Raw genomic sequence first — 15,479 nt, forward strand, 5'->3', positions numbered from 1 at the left:
TTCATTCGACCTTTCGAGAACGGACCCCTCCCATGTGCGGCATCGTCGGCGTGATTTCCAAACAGCCGGTCAACCAACTCATCTATGACGCGCTGCTGCTGCTGCAGCACCGCGGCCAGGATGCAGCTGGCATCGTCACCATGCAAGGCACCAAGTGCTTCATGCACAAGGCCCGCGGCATGGTGCGCGACGTCTTCCGCACCCGCAACATGCGCGCGCTGCCCGGCACCGTGGGCCTGGGCCAGGTGCGCTACCCCACGGCCGGCAACGCCTACAGTGAAGAAGAGGCGCAGCCGTTCTACGTGAATGCGCCGTTCGGCATCGTGCTGGTGCACAACGGCAACCTGACCAACGCGCACGACCTGAAGAAGGAACTGTTCGCGATCGACCGGCGGCACATCAACACCGAAAGCGACACCGAGGTGTTGATCAACATCCTGGCGCACGAGCTGGAAGTTGCCGCACGCAACCTGCCGCTGTCGCCGGAAGAGATCTTCAAGGCCGTGCGCGCGGTGCACGGCCGCATCAAGGGCTCCTACGCTGTCGTTGCGCTGATCGCCGGCTACGGGCTGCTGGCGTTCCGCGACCCGTACGGCATCCGTCCGCTGTGCTTCGGCACGGCCGAAGGCGAAGAGACGGCGGGTGTGATGGTGGCCAGCGAATCGGTCGCACTTGAGGGCACAGGCCACAAGTTCCAGCGCGACGTGGCGCCCGGCGAAGCGATCTTCATCGACACCGAAGGCCGCATCCACAGCGAGCAGTGCGCACCGTCCGCGACGCTCAATCCTTGCATGTTCGAGTACGTCTACCTGGCGCGGCCGGACTCGGTGATCGATGGCATCTCGGTCTACCAGGCTCGCCTGAACATGGGCGAGACCTTGGCCCAGCGGCTGATCTCGACCATGCCGCCGAGCGAGATCGACGTGGTCATTCCCATCCCGGAATCCAGCCGCCCGAGTGCCATGCAGCTGGCGCAGAAGATTGGCAAGCCCTACCGCGAAGGCTTCGTGAAGAACCGCTACGTCGGCCGCACCTTCATCATGCCGGGGCAGGGCGTGCGCAAGAAGAGCGTGCGCCAGAAGCTCAATGCCATCGGCGTCGAGTTCAAGGGCCGCAACGTGCTGCTGGTGGACGACTCCATCGTGCGCGGCACCACCAGCAAGGAGATCGTGCAGATGGCGCGTGAAGCGGGCGCCAACAAGGTCTTCATGGCCTCGGCCGCGCCGCCGGTGCGATACCCGAACGTGTACGGCATCGACATGCCGACCAAGGAAGAGCTGATCGCGCACAACCGCAGCATCGAGGAAATCCGTCAGTTCATCGGCGCCGATGCGCTGATCTACCAGGACGTGGACGCGATGAAGCGTGTCGTTGGGGCGTTGAACCCGAATCTGCGCAGCTTCGAGGCTTCGTGCTTCGATGGCCACTACATCACCGGCGACGTCTCGGTGAAGGACTTCGAGACCATGAAGGCCCAGCGCGCGGCGCAAGGCGGGGACGAAGAAGAGATGGCCGACCGCAGCCGCCTGGCGCTGCAAAGCGGCAGCGAGGCCGGCTGATGAGCGGGGACAAGCCGAACAGCGGCAAGCCTGGGGTCAGCGACGAGGATCGCCGCATTGCGCGTGCCAAGCTGCCCGAGGGCTTGCGCCCCGAGACGCTGGCCGTGCGCGCCGCGCTGGCACCCAGCCAGCATGGCGAAAATTCCGAAGCCTTGTTCCTCACCAGCGGCTACTTGCAGCCCGACTCGGAAACCTCTGCGCGCCGCTTCGCCGCCTCCGAAGACTTCACCTACTCCCGCACCAGCAACCCCACGGTGCGCAGCTTCGAGGCCCGCCTCGCGGCGATGGAAGGCACCGAAGCCGCGGTGGCCACGTCAACCGGCATGAGCGCGATCCTGCTGCTGATCATGGGCTTGCTGAAGGCCGGCGACCATGTGGTCTGCTCGCGTTCGGTGTTCGGCTCGACGATCAACCTGTTCGCCAAGGAATTCGGCAAGTTCGGCGTGGAGACCAGCTTTGTCTCGCAGACCGACCTGGCCGAATGGCGAGCGGCCGTCAAGCCGACGACCAAGCTGTTCTTTGCCGAGACGCCGACCAATCCGCTGACCGAGGTTTGTGACATTGCCGCGCTGGCCGAGTTGGCGCATGGCGCCGGCGCGCTGCTGGCGGTTGACAACAGCTTCTGCTCGCCCGCCATCCAGCAGCCCGCGAAGCTGGGGGCCGACGTGGTGATGCACTCTGGCACCAAGTACCTGGATGGCCAGGGCCGCGTGATGGCTGGTTCCTTGTGTGGTTCTGAAAAGCTGATCAAGGATGTCTTCGGCCCCGTGATCCGCACTGCCGGCATGACGCTGTCGCCCTTCAACGCCTGGGTGGTGCTGAAGGGCCTCGAAACGCTGGGCATCCGAATGAAGGCCCACAGCGAAAACGCGCTGAAAGTTGCCCAGTGGCTGGAAAGCCGGCCGGAGGTGGCGCGCGTGTTCTATCCCGGCCTGGCTTCGCATCCGCAGCACGAGCTGGCAATGCGGCAGCACAAGGACAGGCAGGGCGGGGCGGTGGTGTCCTTCGAGCTGCGGGCTGACACCCCGGAGGCTGCAAAGGCTGCGGTCTTCCATGTGATCGACAGCACCCGCGTGCTGAGCATCGCCACCAACCTCGGCGACACCAAGTCCATCATCACCCATCCGGCGACGACCTCGCACGGCCGGCTCAGCGAGGCCCAGCGCCAGGCTGCCGGCATTGGCCAGGGCCTGATCCGGCTGGCCGTGGGCCTGGAACATCCCGACGACATCACCGACGATCTGCTGCGTGGCCTGTCCACGCTGAACCACTGATGAGCCAAGCACAACCATCCAAGCGCGTGCGCACCCGCATCGCGCCGTCGCCCACCGGCTTCCTGCACCTGGGCACCGCGCGCACCGCGCTGTTCTCCTGGGCCTATGCGCGCCATTTCGACGGCGACTTCGTGCTGCGCATCGAAGACACCGACGTGGCCCGCTCCACGCAGGCCTCGGTCGAGCAGATCATCGCTTCGATGGACTGGCTGGGCCTGGGCTACGACGAGGGCCCGATCTACCAGATGCAGCGCCTGGCGCGCTACCAGTCGGTGATCGAACAGATGCTGGCTGCCGGCACCGCCTACCACTGCTACAGCACGCCCGAAGAGCTGGACGCGCTGCGCGAGGCCCAGAAGGCCCGTGGCGAAAAGACCGGCTACGACGGCCGCTGGCGCCCGGCGCCTGGCAAGACGCTGCCGGAGGTGCCGGCCGGTGTGAAGCCGGTGGTGCGCTTTGCCAATCCGCAGGATGGCGAGGTCAGTTGGCACGACCTGGTCAAGGGCCAGATCACCATCGCCAACCGAGAGATCGACGACCTGATCATCCAGCGCCCGCCGGCCGATGACGCGCCCCCCGGCACGCCGGGCGTGCCGACCTACAACTTCGCGGTCGTGGTTGACGACTGGGACATGGGCATCACCCACGTTTTCCGCGGCGACGAGCACGTCAACAACACGCCCTGGCAGATCAACATCTTCAATGCGCTGGGCGCGCCGCTGCCGCAGTTCGGCCATGTGCCGGTCATCCTGGGCGACGACGGGCTGAAGCTCTCCAAGCGCCGCGGCGCGGTCAGCGTCACCGCCTACGAAGAGAACGGCTACCTGCCGGAGGCGATGCTGAACTACCTGGCCCGCCTGGGCTGGAGCCATGGCGACGACGAGCTGTTCAGCCGCGAGCAATTGGTCGAATGGTTCGACGGGCAGCACCTGTCCAAGAGCCCGGCGCAATGGGACCCGGCCAAGCTCGCCTGGGTCAATGCCCAGTACATCAAGCAGACCGACGACCTGCGCCTGGCCGAGATGGCGGCGACACAGCTGCGCCGCCGTGGCATTGCGGTGCTGGAGTCCGGCCCTGGCAGCCAGCATGGCGTGACCGCCGCGATGTGCGCGTTGTTCAAGGACCGTTGCAGCACCACGGTCGAGCTGGCCGACTGGCTGGCGATGTACTTCGCGCCGGTGCAGCCGGCTGAGGCCGAGCTGGCGCAGCATGTGACCGACGCGGTGCGGCCGGCGCTGGCGGCGCTTGCCACGCGCCTGGCGGCGCTGGCGGAGTGGGACAAGGCGAGCATCCAGCAGGCGATCAAGGAAACCATTGGCGAGCACGGCCTGAAGATGCCGCAATTGGCGATTCCGGTGCGGGTGCTGGTCTGCGGCCGGGCCCAGACGCCGTCGGTCGACGCGGTCCTTTCGCTGTTCGATCGCCAAGTTGTCGTCGATCGCTTGCGAAACGCTTGAATTTCGCTATATACTCTTGGTCTTGCTTGAACGGCGTAACCGATCAAAGCGGCTGAATTCAGGTGGTGGGGCGAAGGCCTGGCTTGCTTGAAGAAGGTGCAGAGATGGGGGTATAGCTCAGCTGGGAGAGCGCTTGCATGGCATGCAAGAGGTCAGCGGTTCGATCCCGCTTACCTCCACCAAACCTGGTGGCGCCGTTGAAGCAACAAGATCCAAGGCGCCCTTCGTCTAGAGGCCTAGGACACCACCCTTTCACGGTGGCTACAGGGGTTCGAATCCCCTAGGGCGTACCAGATACACTTCGGTGAGAGCCGAGGCAGGGTCTGGCAGGCAGTTGATGCCTGGAGTGGCTCGCAAGAGCGGCTTGAAGTTCAACACCACTGCGGAGTGGTAGTTCAGTTGGTTAGAATACCGGCCTGTCACGCCGGGGGTCGCGGGTTCGAGTCCCGTCCACTCCGCCATCGAGCAGCAACGCCTGCTGGACGAGAGTCCTGCAGGCGTTTTCATTCGATTGCCGTTGGTTGGCGAATTTGGGGGTATAGCTCAGCTGGGAGAGCGCTTGCATGGCATGCAAGAGGTCAGCGGTTCGATCCCGCTTACCTCCACCACCCAGCCAACGGTGAGAATGATGTGAAAGTCTTGGCGCCCTTCGTCTAGAGGCCTAGGACACCACCCTTTCACGGTGGCTACAGGGGTTCGAATCCCCTAGGGCGTACCAGATGCGCTGCAGTGCAAACTGCGGTGGAATCTGGCAGGCAGTTGCAAGCCTGGAGTTGTTCGCAAGAATGGCTTGAAATTCAACACCACTGCGGAGTGGTAGTTCAGTTGGTTAGAATACCGGCCTGTCACGCCGGGGGTCGCGGGTTCGAGTCCCGTCCACTCCGCCACTCCATTCGAATATGCGCATGGCAGTTGCTGCAAGGTTTCTTGCACCACCGTGAACGCACCTAGGACGCCCGTCAAACTTTGGTTTGCGGGCGTTTTTGCGTTTTGGTTCGCCTTCCGCGGCATTCGCACCGAGAATCGGTCTCGTCGCTCCAGCCGTCCGCCGCCGATGTCTTCTGAAATTCTCCTGCTTGCGCTGGGTGCCGCTGCCGCCGGTTTTGTCCAGGGCATTTCCGGTTTCGCTTTTGGCATGGTGGCGATGTCGTTCTGGGTCTGGGGCATTGCGCCCAACGTGGCCGCGGTGATGACGGTGTTCGGTGGCCTCACCGGGCAGTTGCTCTCGGCCGCCACGGCCCGCCGTAGCTTGAACCTGCCGGTGCTCGCGCCTTTCCTGGTGGGCGGCGCCGTGGGTGTGCCGATTGGCGTGCTGATCCTGCCGCACCTGAATCCTTCGCACTTCAAGCTGGTGCTGGGCAGCCTGCTGCTGGTGTTCTGCCCGGCCATGTTGTTTGCGCCGCGTTTGCCAGCGCTGCGCTGGGGCGGCCGCGCCGGCGATGGGGTGGTCGGGTTGATCGGTGGCGTGATGGGCGGCATTGGTGGCTTCACCGGCGTCGCGCCAGCGCTGTGGTGCACGCTGCGCGGCTACGACAAGGATGTCAGCCGCGCGGTGCTGCAGAACTTCAACCTGGCCGCGTTGGCGGCCGCCTTCGCCGCGATGGTGGTCTCTGGCACGGTGCACCTGGACATGCTGCCGAAGTTCGCGGTCATCGCGCCCGCGTTGGTCATCCCCACGCTGCTGGGTTCGCGAATCTACGTGGGCCTGAGCCCGCTGGCATTCCGGCGCGTTGTGCTTACCCTGCTGTCGCTCTCTGGCCTGACGATGCTGGTGGCGTCCATCGGCGCGTTGGTCCGCGCCTGAGCGTTTTCACAGGGCGCTGGCCGACGGGGCACGCAGGCCGGTGACCCGCAACGCAAACGCCGCCGAATCCGCCAGGCTTGCGCGTGCTTCGGGCAGCGTGATGAAGGTTGGCCAGACATGCGGCATGCCGGGCTTGATGTGCAGTTCGCTGGCCACGCCGTGGGCCAGCGCGCGCGCATGCAGCCGCTCGCTGTCCGACAGCAGGACTTCGCTGCTGCTGGCGTGCAGCATCATCGGTGGCAGGCCGCGCAGGTCGCCAAACAGAGGTGAGGCCAGAGGATCTTCGGCCGAGCGGCCGGCCAGGTAGAAGGCCGCGGCCTGCGGCAGCGCCTCGGGCGCGAACATGGTGTCCGAGCGTGCATTGAGCCGCATGCTGTCGCCTGCGCAACTCAGGTCGGCCCAGGGTGAAAACAGCAGCGAACCGGCGGGCAGCGCGAGGCCTTGCTGGCGCGCCGCGAGCAGGCTGGCCACCACCAGCCCACCCCCAGCCGAGTCGCCAGCGAAGACGGTCTCACTCGGCAGCGCGCCGTCGGCGAGCAACTGTTGCCACCAGGCCAGCGTGTCATCCACCGCGGCCGGGCAGGCGTGCTCCGGCGCCATGCGGTAGTCCAGCGACAGCACCCGCATGCCGGTGCGCTTGGCCAGTTGCGCCGCAGTCGGGCGGTGGGTCACCAGGTCGCAAAAGAAATACCCGCCACCGTGGCAATACAGCAGCGTGCCGCGCGGTGAGGGCGGCAACAGCCATTCGGCAGCGCACAGCCCACGGGTCGGGTCGGCGGCTACCGGCTCGCGGCGGATGTCACGCGGCAGTGGCAGATCGCGGGTGGTGCGGTTCACCCGTTCACGGATGGCCAGTGCATCCAGCGGCCCTCGGCTGTGGCGCTTGAAGGTGAAACGCAGCACCAGGTTCAGCAGGGAGGCTTGCAGGCTCATGGTCCCCCTGATTGTGGGGCAGAGTCCTGTTCTGCAAGGGCAGGCGCCCTGCGCCTCCCTGCTGTCTCTTCAGCGCGCGCGGTTGGCTGCCGCTTTCTGCCGCTGCCTGGCTTGTGCGGCAGCGTGCTTTTTCCGCCTTGAACTGTGCGGGTGAGCGCACAGCCACCGGCAGGCTCCTCAACGTGGCCGGCTTGACGGCCGTGACGCCCGGCTCCACGCGGATGTAGGTCGAGCTTGCCAAGCTGCCATCTGCGCGTTGGTACTGCAACTGACCGAAGTAGTGCTGGCAGGCCGACAGGCCACTCCAACTGGCGGTCGCGGTATAGGCCTTGCCCACCTTGGCCTTGTCGCTTGGAAGGCCGCTGACCTTCAAGTCGCCCAGCGCCGGGTTCGTGGGGTTTCAGAGCTGGTAGGTGCCGGGTGCGGGGTTTTGCATCGGGTGCGCCTGGCGCAGCAGCGCTGCCATGCCGGCCACATGCGGTGTGGCCATGGAGGTGCCGTCATCGGCCGCAGCCACTGGCGGCGGCACCATGCTGCCATCTCGGATCGCGTAGTTCTCAGCCTGCGTCTTTTGCGTGTAGGCGACCGACGCGATGATGCTCACGCCGGGCGCCGTGAGGTCCGGCTTCATGGCGTTGGTGGACGCCACATTGGGGCCCAGCGACGAGAAGTAACAGGCTGCCTATTTTCCCAGCACGGAGGACTTGGGAATCACGAAAGCCTGGGCTACGCCGGAGTTTGCATCGATGCCATAGCCCACGATGTCCCCATGCGACATGCCAAACGGCATCGTCGACGAGAAACCGTCCAGCTTGAAGGAAGTCACCTTGGCCGTGCTGCGCTTGTAGAAGCAGCCCATGGTATTGAAGTCCTGGTCATAGCAGGGGCCTACAAAATCGCCATTCTTGTTGAGCCCGGCGACCCCCGCCATGTTGTTGAACTCGTTGACGGGATCCAGGATGGAAACGGTGCCATCCGCCTTCCAGATGAAATCATGGCTCGCGCCACTGGCCTCGATGTAGGACCCGGCCACATCGCCAGCATCGTTGATCGCGTAGATCGAGGTGTAGGTGGCGTCGGGCATCTTGTAGTATTTGAACGTTCCGTTCGTCCAGGTGAAGCCCACGCCGCGCCCGGTCGAATCCGTATAGAAATAGGCGGCACCCGCCACCACGTTCTGGTTGTTCAAACCCCAGACATTCGTGGCCTGCGCGTGTGGCACCTCAATCGCAGCGAAGGCCTTGCTCGCTGCGTCGTAGAACCAGCCGTAGGCGCCATTCACACCCGCAATTTGCCCATAGCCCGCCACATTGCCCATGTTGTTGATGGCTTGCGCGTAGGTCGCGGTCGGTGTTTTGGGATAGACAACATCGGTATAACCGCCGTCTGCAGTGCGCAGGAAACCCAGCGCGTTGTAGCTGGCATCGTAGTAGTACCCGACCACCATGCCGTGCTTCTCCATGCCAAAAGCAAAAGTGGGGAATTTCGGGTTGTCATAGGCCTGGAATCTGAGCGGCTGCTCCATCACCGCGCCCGGGTTTTCGGCAACTGCAGATCCGCAAGCGAATGACGATGCAATCGCTGCCGCAGCGAAAATGGGATTGAACCGTTGGGAAACGCGAAGACTCATGATGATTTCACCTTGTTGAGAAGCTGCCACTGGGGGCATGCAGGCCGTGGACCAACGGTAAACGCAAGCCCGGTGCCGTCGGCCAGTCGCGTGAGCCGTCACGGGGCCAGGGATGAGCGCATTGCCGCAAGCAACTCGCGAATTTTGGAAACTATCGCGTGCTGGCGGCTACGTCGAGGAGGGATCGGCAGCTGGCGCGACCGGCGTGGCCTGCAGGCCACGCCATTGCGAGGGCAACATGCCCATCCGGTCGCGGAATTCGCTCGCAAACAGTGCGGCCGAGCGGTAGCCCATGGATGCGGCAATGTCGCGGATCGGGCGCTGGGTGTGCAGCAACAGGTTGGCCGCGAACTCCAGCTTCTTGCGCTTCAGGTAGGCCAGCAGTGTGGTCCCGCGCGCCGCCTTGAACGCCTCGTCCAGCGTGCGGCGGCTCACGCCGCAGGCCGCAACCACCTCGTTCGCACTCAGGTTCTCCGCCACGCGAAGCTCGATCAGCCGCAGCGCGCGCTTCAGGCAGGCCGGCTCCAGTGCCCGCAGGCGGTGCAGCGGCTCGGCCGCCGCGTCGCCCGGCAATTGCGGCTCGACGTCGACCGGCACGCGCGGGTCGTCGGGCCCGGTTGATTCGGCCGGGTTCATGATCAGCGCGTAGTGCCGCTTGTAGGCGGCCAGTGCGGCACCCAGGTCGCCGGCAGCCTCGAAGCACAGCGACTGGTAGAAAAGCACGTCGCGCACCATGACCGTGAGGCGCGCCGACTCGGCCACGCGCAGCGCTTGCGGCAGCACGGCCAGCGCGCCCGCCACGTCCCCGCCTGCGTGCAGCACCATCGCTGCGCAGAGGTAGGCCCAGGCGGCCAGTGGCGGGTCGGTGGCGGTGACTTCCTGGGCCAGCACGCTCAACGCCTGCCAGGCAGCAGCCACCGCCGCTGGCCGGCGCGTGAGCCCCAGCGCGTAGTGGTGCGTGATCTCGATCTCGGCCCAGCGTGTGCCGGCGGGCAGCGCGGCACGCGCCTCGTCGAGCAGGCTCAGCACGTGCGCCAGCGTGGCGGGTTCGCGCTTGAGCTTGGTCAGGTGTGCGAAGGCCGGCAGGGGCAGCTCGGGGTTGCCTGCGCTGTGCATCAGCCGGGCGATCAGCCAGGCCTTGCGGCCGATGGCGCGGGCCAGCTGGTAACCGTCGCCGCTGGCCCGCGCCATCGGCATGGCCTGGTCGACCAGGCATTCGTAGGCGGCTTCGATCTGCCCCATGCGGCCCAGTGCCAGGAACCGCAGCATGTAGGCCCGGGTGCGCTGCGGTGCGGGCAGTGAAGGCTCTTGCAAGGCCGCCTGCACGACCACGTCGGCCTGGCGCTCCTGGCCCAGGTCGTACAGCGCACGCGCCATGGCCACCTGGCAGGCCGCTGCCCGGTCGGGAATGCCGTTGGCCCGGAAGATGCGCTCGGCCCTTTGCAGCGCTGACCAAGCGCCAAGCGGGTCGACCAACTGCCCGGGCCAGCTGGCGCCGGCCAGCAAGGCCTCGGCCTGCAGCACCAGATCGCCCGCCTCGACCGCCAGCGCGAGGGCCTGCGCCGCGCCTTCGCGCAGCGCGATCTGGTCGAACGGCGGCTGCTGGGCGAGGTGGTCCAGCAGCGCATGCGCGCGCTGGCGGTTTTGAGAGGAAGAGGCGCGGTGCGGCGCGGCGGTTTTGGCGGACATGGACCTGCGCTATCTCCCCGGGAGCGGCATCTTCAACTTCAGCAGCCCGGTCACCAGCCCGGTGCCGACCAGGATCACCGCGCAGCCGGCGAGCATCGCTCCGGTGAGCTGTTCGGACAGGAACAGCGCGCCCCAGAGCACAGCGAAGGCGGGAATCAGGAAGGTCACGGTCATCGCGTTCGAGGCGCCCATGTTGGCGATCAGCCGGAAGTACAACACGTAGGCCAGGCCGGTGCAGACGACGGCCAGCAGCACCGCCGCCATCCATTCGTGGGCGCCAGGGTTGACCTCAGGCCAATGCGTGAGCATCAGCGGCACCAGCAGCAGGCTGGCGGCCATCTGGCTGCCGGCGGCCAGCGCCATCGACGGCACGCCGGTCAGGTAGCGGCGGGTGAAGTTGGCCGAGAAGCCGTACAGCAGCGTGGCGGCCATGCAGGCCAGCACCGCCAGGGCCGGGCTCACGCCGTGGTTGCCGGGCCGGAAGCTGGCCTTGTCCCAGGCCAGCCACAGCACGCCGGCAAAGCCGATGGCCAGGCCCAGCGACTTGGCGCGCGTGGGCTTGTCACCCAGCCACAGCCAGGCCAGCAGCGCACCCCACAGCGGCGTGGTGGCGTTGAAGATGGCCGAGAGGCCGCCATTGATCGCCAGCGCCGCCACGCCGAAGCAGACGAAGGGCAGGGCAGAGTTGGTGATGCCCACCAGCAGGATGGGCTTCCAGTGTTTGAGCAGCGCGCCCTGTTCGCCGCGCCAGAGCAGCAGCGGCAGCAGGCACAGCGTGGCACCGACGGTGCGCATGCCGGCCAGCGCCAGCGGGCCGAAGGCCGCAGCGCCCATGCGGATGAACAGGAAGGACGCGCCCCAGATGGCGGCAAGCGAGAGCAGTTCGGCGAGGTGGCGGGATTTCATTCAGCGTGTTCAAAAAGTGGCAGCGGCCAGTGGGCTTCGCTGCGTTCGGCAATGTCTTGCACTGAGGCCGCGAAGGCGCCTTCGCGTTCCAGCAGGGCCTGCTTGCGGTGCAGCCCGCCAGCGTAATCGGTCAGGCCGCCGGTGGCGCCCACCACGCGGTGGCAAGGCACGAGGATGGACAGCGGATTGCGGCCCACCGCGGCGCCCACCGCCCGCGACGCGCTGGGCCGGCCCAGTTCGCTGGCGATGCGGCCATAGCTGCTCAGCGTACCGCTCGGAATGGCCAGCAGTGCGCGCCATACCTCGCGCTGGAACGGCGTGCCGTCCGCGTCCAGCGGCACCTTGAACATGCTGCGGCGGGCGTCGGTCCAGTAGCGGGCCAGTTCGTCGGCGGCTTGGCGCAGCCAGCGCTGGGACGGGTTGTCCGGCGCTGCCAGCATGCCGGGATGGTGGCGCTGGCCTTCGAACCAGACGCCGGCCAAGCCGGCTTCGGTAGCGGCCAGGCGCAGCGGGCCCAGCGGCGTGTCGACCACGGTTTGCGCCACCCAGGGGCGTTGCAGGGCAAGGGTCATGTCCATCTCCTAAGACAGGTTGGGCGCCGCTGGCGAGAGCGACTGCCAGAGCTGCAGCACCGCATAAGAACGCCACGGCCGCCAGGCTTCGGCCAGCAGCAGTGAGGCCGGCGCGCGGGCGCCCTGCAGCGCCTTGACCACGCCTGCATCCGTCGCCGGAAACGCGTCCGGCCAGGCCAGCACGCGCAGCGCGACCAGCTCGCAGGTCCAGTCGCCCACGCCGGGCAGCGCGCGCAGTCGGGCCAGCGTGTCAGCCATCGGTGCAGCCGGGTGCAGCGCGAGTTCGCCGCTGGTGACCTCACGGGCCAGCGCCTGCAGTGCAGCCACGCGGGTGCGCACGATGCCCAGCGTGCCGATGGCTTCGGGCGTGGCTTCGGCCAGGGCCTGCGCGGTGGGGAAAAGGTGCGTGAGGCCCGGCACAGGCGTGGCCAGCGGCTGGCCGAAGCGCTGCACCAGCCGGCCGGCCAGCGTGCAGGCTGCGGCCACGGTGACCTGCTGGCCCAGGATGATGCGCACCGTGGTCTCGAAACCGTCGATGCAACCCGGAACGCGCAGGCCGGGCCGGTAAGGTTGCGGCATGCCGGCCAGCACCGCGGCGAGTGCACCGTCCACCGCGTTCGGATCAGCGTCCAGGTCCAGCAGGTGGCGCACCCGGGCAACGACCGCGCCCAGTGCGGGTGCCAGGCCGGGCGACAGCGTCAGCCGCACCTGTGCCTTCTCAGGCTCGAAGGCCAGCGCCAGCCAGCCTTCGCAGCGCTGGCCGCGGTGGGTGAGCGCCAGCGTGCGGTGCCAGCGGCCTTCGTGAAGCGCCTCCACGCCCGGCAGCGGTCGCGCGGCCAGGAAGCCTTGCATTGCGGCCACGTCGTACGGCGGGCGCCAGGCCAGCTTGACGGTGGCCGGCTCGCTGGGCAGCGTGGCCACGCCTTCGGCCGACTGCCGCCGCAGCGCGCTCGGTGCCAGCCGGTAGCGCTCGGCAAATGCCGCGTTGAAGCGCCGCACGCTGCCAAAGCCGCTGGCGCCGGCAATTTCGGTGACCGGCAGCAGGGTGTCGGTCAACAACTGCTTGGCCAGCAACAGCCGGCGCGTGACCAGCCAGTCCACCGGGCTCACGCCATGCACGGCCTGGAAGATGCGGCGGAAATGCCGGTCGGTCACGCCCAGGCGGCGCGCGACGTCCGGCAGCGCCAGGTCCTCGCCCTGCGCCACGGCGTGCTCGATCCATTTCGCACCGGCCCGCGCCAGCGCCTGCGAGGAGTCGGCATGCGAGAGCCCCGGCGCCAACTCCGGCCGGCAGCGCAGGCAGGGCCGGAAGCCGGCCTGCTCTGCGCCGGCGGCGTTGGCGAAGAAGCGGCAGTTCGCGGCCTTGGGCACCTTGACGCGGCAGATCGGCCGGCAGTAAATGCGGGTGGAGGTTACCCCGACGAAAAGCCGGCCGTCGAAGCGGGCGTCGCGGGTCAGCAGCGCGAGATAGGCAGCACTGTCGGACAGCGCGTGTGCCGGTGCAGCAGCAGCGGTTTCGGGCGCTGCATCGGCCGGCGCGGCCAGGGCGACCGGCGTGTCTGTCGAGCGGGTGTTTCTCAGCGGCATGGCGGCATGATAGGCCGCTGGTTGGCGCCGACTGGCCGTTTTCGGACCTGTGCATCGGGGCCCCCGGACGCCTGGTCACATGGCCTTGAACAGGTGCACGTAGGCGCGGCTGACCGGCAGTTCGGCGGCATGGCCCTGCAGCCGCAGCCACAGGCGGCTGGCCTCGTCGCGCCGGGTGCTGGCCAGGTGGTTCAGGTTGACCAGCGTGGCGCGGTGCACCTGCCAGAACTGCTGCGGGTCCAGCCGCGCGGCGAGCTCGGCGACGGCGGTGCGGATCAGGTGCTGCCGGCCGCTGGTGGTGTGCACGCAGGTGTACTTGTCGTCGGCCTGGAAGAACAACACCTCGTCGACCGGGATCTGGTGCGTGGTGTCGCCGGCGCTGGCGCGGATCCAGCGCAGCGGTGGCTCGGCCACGGCGGCGGGCGCCTGCAACTGCAGCAGCGTGCGCGCCAGTTGGCTGTCGTCCGCCGGCAGCGGCTGCTGCAGGCGGGCCAGCGTGCGCTGCAGCCTGGCCTCGCTGACGGGCTTGAGCAGGTAGTCCACCGCGGCGGCCTCGAAGGCCTGCACCGCGAATTCGTCGAAGGCGGTGACGAAGACCACGCGCGTCAGGCCCTCGATGCCCTGCGCCACTTCCAGCCCGGTCAGGCCCGGCATGCGGATGTCCAGGAAGGCCACGTCGGGCTGCAGGGCCTCGATTTGCTGCGCGGCTTCCACGCCGTTGCGTGCCACGGCGACGATCTCCAGCGCCGGCCACAAGGCTTTCAGCTGCTCGGCGAGGAAGCGGGCGAGGTGGGGTTCGTCGTCGGCAATCAGCGCAGTGGTCATGGGTGATGCGGGGCAGTGGCAATGGACAAGGGCCGCGTCGCGGCGGCGGGGGCGACAGGCAGCACCAGCAGCGCCGACACGCCGCCTTCCGGGTGCTGCGTCAGCGTCAGCGAGGCCTCGTCGCCATGGGCGTGGGCCAGGCGCGCGCGGATGTTGGCCAGCGCGCTGCCGGTGCCTGCGCGAGGTGAACGCGCGGGCGGCGGTTCGCCGGGCTCGGGCCAGCCCAGGCCGTTGTCGCGCACCTCCAGCCGCAGCTGCCGGCCCACGCGTTCGGCGCGCACCAGCACCTCGCCGCCTTCGATCTTTGGCTCCAGCCCGTGGTGGATGGCGTTTTCCACCAGCGGCTGCAGCAGCAGTGCCGGCAGCGGCAGCTCGCGCAAGTCGGCTGGCACCTCGATGCGCCAGCGCAAGCGGTCGGCCATGCGCACGCCCAGCACCTGCAGGTAGGCTTCGACCAGCGCCAGCTCCTGGCCCAGGCTGTGCTGCGCGTCGCGCAGGCCGGCGAACGAGGCGCGCAGGTAGTCCACAAACGCCTCCAGCATCCAGCGGGCGCGCTGCGGATCGGCCTCCACCAGGCTGGCGACGTTGGCCAGCGTGTTGAACAGGAAGTGCGGTTCGATCTGGCCCTGCAGCAGCCGCAGCCTGGCCTCGGCCTCGCGCTTCTCGGCCGCTTCGGCGCGGGCCTTGCCGTTGAAGTACAGCGAGACCAGCGCCGAGAACATCAGCACGAAGGCCAGCATGCCCAGCACCAGGTTGACCGAGTTTGGCCCGTCGGACTCGATGCGCGTGAACCGGCCGGCCAGCGAGGTGGCCAGCGGCCAGCCGATGGCCACGCCCACCAGCGGCGTCACATTGAACACCACCCGCCTGCGCCCGGGTGGCCAGGTGGCAATGCGGGCCCGGCCAACCAGGCGCACCACCAGCTCGCACAGCAGGTGGATGAAAAATGCGATGAACAGGCTGACAAACAGGTTCACACCCAGCCAGTGGCGCCAGTTGGGCCAGTTCGTCCAATCCTCGCCGCGGGCGTGGAAGATGAAGCCCAGCAAGGTGAAGAACAGGCCGATCATGGTGCCGAACAGGCCGGTCCACAGCCACTGCAGCCAGCCCGGGCCGGCTGGACGTTCCTGGTGGATGCCAGCCGACCAGGCGCGCAGCGAACGCTTGAGCAGGGCGACGGAAGACTTCATGCGGCCGCAGTGTAGGCAGGCACTGCCGACGGCGGCGGCAGGCTGCGACGGAT

At 67.6% G+C, this 15,479-nt stretch carries 12 protein-coding genes, 6 tRNA genes and 1 pseudogene; 10 read left to right on the forward strand and 9 right to left on the reverse strand.

Annotation, left to right across the window (positions count from 1 at the left end):
• The first annotated feature begins 32 nt into the window (after positions 1-32).
• From purF to ACAH41_RS16665, 10 genes are all read left to right on the forward strand, one after another.
• Positions 33-1,559, forward strand: a complete 1,527-nt coding sequence (purF, locus tag ACAH41_RS16620) for an amidophosphoribosyltransferase (RefSeq protein WP_325654003.1) — start codon at positions 33-35, stop codon at positions 1,557-1,559.
• A gap of 56 nt (positions 1,560-1,615) precedes the next feature.
• Positions 1,616-2,833 (forward strand): O-succinylhomoserine sulfhydrylase, encoded by a 1,218-nt coding sequence (locus tag ACAH41_RS16625; protein WP_370538381.1) that lies wholly within the window; start codon positions 1,616-1,618, stop codon positions 2,831-2,833.
• A complete protein-coding gene (gene gltX / locus ACAH41_RS16630; protein ID WP_325653999.1) occupies positions 2,833-4,290 on the forward strand; it encodes a glutamate--tRNA ligase in 1,458 nt (485 codons plus the stop codon). Before ACAH41_RS16625 ends, gltX begins: the two co-directional genes overlap by 1 nt.
• A 106-nt stretch (positions 4,291-4,396) precedes the next feature.
• A tRNA-Ala gene (locus tag ACAH41_RS16635) sits at positions 4,397-4,472 on the forward strand.
• Between the two features lie 35 nt (positions 4,473-4,507).
• Positions 4,508-4,583: transfer RNA gene (locus tag ACAH41_RS16640), tRNA-Glu, on the forward strand.
• Positions 4,584-4,674: 91 nt separating this feature from the next.
• Positions 4,675-4,751: transfer RNA gene (locus ACAH41_RS16645), tRNA-Asp, on the forward strand.
• Positions 4,752-4,822: 71 nt separating this feature from the next.
• Positions 4,823-4,898, forward strand: a tRNA-Ala gene (locus ACAH41_RS16650).
• A 34-nt stretch (positions 4,899-4,932) separates the two neighbouring features.
• A tRNA-Glu gene (locus tag ACAH41_RS16655) sits at positions 4,933-5,008 on the forward strand.
• 92 nt (positions 5,009-5,100) lie between these two features.
• A tRNA-Asp gene (locus ACAH41_RS16660) sits at positions 5,101-5,177 on the forward strand.
• Positions 5,178-5,344: 167 nt separating this feature from the next.
• On the forward strand, positions 5,345-6,094 hold the full coding sequence (locus ACAH41_RS16665) for a sulfite exporter TauE/SafE family protein (RefSeq protein ID WP_325653998.1): 750 nt from the start codon (positions 5,345-5,347) through the stop codon (positions 6,092-6,094).
• Between the two features lie 6 nt (positions 6,095-6,100).
• Here the strand turns inward: ACAH41_RS16665 and ACAH41_RS16670 are convergent, their stop codons facing one another.
• The 9 genes and pseudogenes from ACAH41_RS16670 to ACAH41_RS16710 all read right to left on the reverse strand — a co-directional run bounded on the left by ACAH41_RS16670 (position 6,101) and on the right by ACAH41_RS16710 (position 15,426).
• Positions 6,101-7,027: an alpha/beta hydrolase gene (locus tag ACAH41_RS16670; RefSeq protein ID WP_325653996.1), complete on the reverse strand. Its 927-nt coding sequence runs from the start codon at positions 7,025-7,027 to the stop codon at positions 6,101-6,103.
• A gap of 400 nt (positions 7,028-7,427) precedes the next feature.
• A pseudogene (locus tag ACAH41_RS16675) lies at positions 7,428-7,694 on the reverse strand (S8 family serine peptidase); the annotation flags it as partial.
• Positions 7,695-7,709: 15 nt separating this feature from the next.
• The gene (locus tag ACAH41_RS16680; protein WP_325653994.1) at positions 7,710-8,657 is read right to left on the reverse strand and encodes a hypothetical protein; all 948 of its coding nucleotides are present in this window, start codon (positions 8,655-8,657) and stop codon (positions 7,710-7,712) included.
• 168 nt (positions 8,658-8,825) lie between these two features.
• The gene (locus ACAH41_RS16685) at positions 8,826-10,346 is read right to left on the reverse strand and encodes a helix-turn-helix transcriptional regulator (RefSeq protein WP_325653992.1); all 1,521 of its coding nucleotides are present in this window, start codon (positions 10,344-10,346) and stop codon (positions 8,826-8,828) included.
• Positions 10,347-10,355: 9 nt separating this feature from the next.
• The gene (locus ACAH41_RS16690; protein ID WP_325653988.1) at positions 10,356-11,252 is read right to left on the reverse strand and encodes an EamA family transporter; all 897 of its coding nucleotides are present in this window, start codon (positions 11,250-11,252) and stop codon (positions 10,356-10,358) included.
• Positions 11,249-11,824 (reverse strand): methylated-DNA--[protein]-cysteine S-methyltransferase, encoded by a 576-nt coding sequence (locus ACAH41_RS16695; RefSeq protein WP_325653986.1) that lies wholly within the window; start codon positions 11,822-11,824, stop codon positions 11,249-11,251. Before ACAH41_RS16695 ends, ACAH41_RS16690 begins: the two co-directional genes overlap by 4 nt.
• 9 nt (positions 11,825-11,833) lie before the next feature.
• A complete protein-coding gene (locus tag ACAH41_RS16700) occupies positions 11,834-13,411 on the reverse strand; it encodes an AlkA N-terminal domain-containing protein (RefSeq protein WP_325653984.1) in 1,578 nt (525 codons plus the stop codon).
• Between the two features lie 75 nt (positions 13,412-13,486).
• Positions 13,487-14,236, reverse strand: a complete 750-nt coding sequence (locus ACAH41_RS16705) for a LytTR family DNA-binding domain-containing protein (RefSeq protein ID WP_325653982.1) — start codon at positions 14,234-14,236, stop codon at positions 13,487-13,489.
• On the reverse strand, positions 14,233-15,426 hold the full coding sequence (locus tag ACAH41_RS16710) for a histidine kinase (protein WP_325653980.1): 1,194 nt from the start codon (positions 15,424-15,426) through the stop codon (positions 14,233-14,235). The genes ACAH41_RS16705 and ACAH41_RS16710 overlap by 4 nt, the downstream gene beginning before the upstream one ends.
• Positions 15,427-15,479 lie beyond the last annotated feature (53 nt).

Source organism: Ideonella sp. (assembly GCF_041287625.1).
Lineage (GTDB): Bacteria > Pseudomonadota > Gammaproteobacteria > Burkholderiales > Burkholderiaceae_C > Ideonella.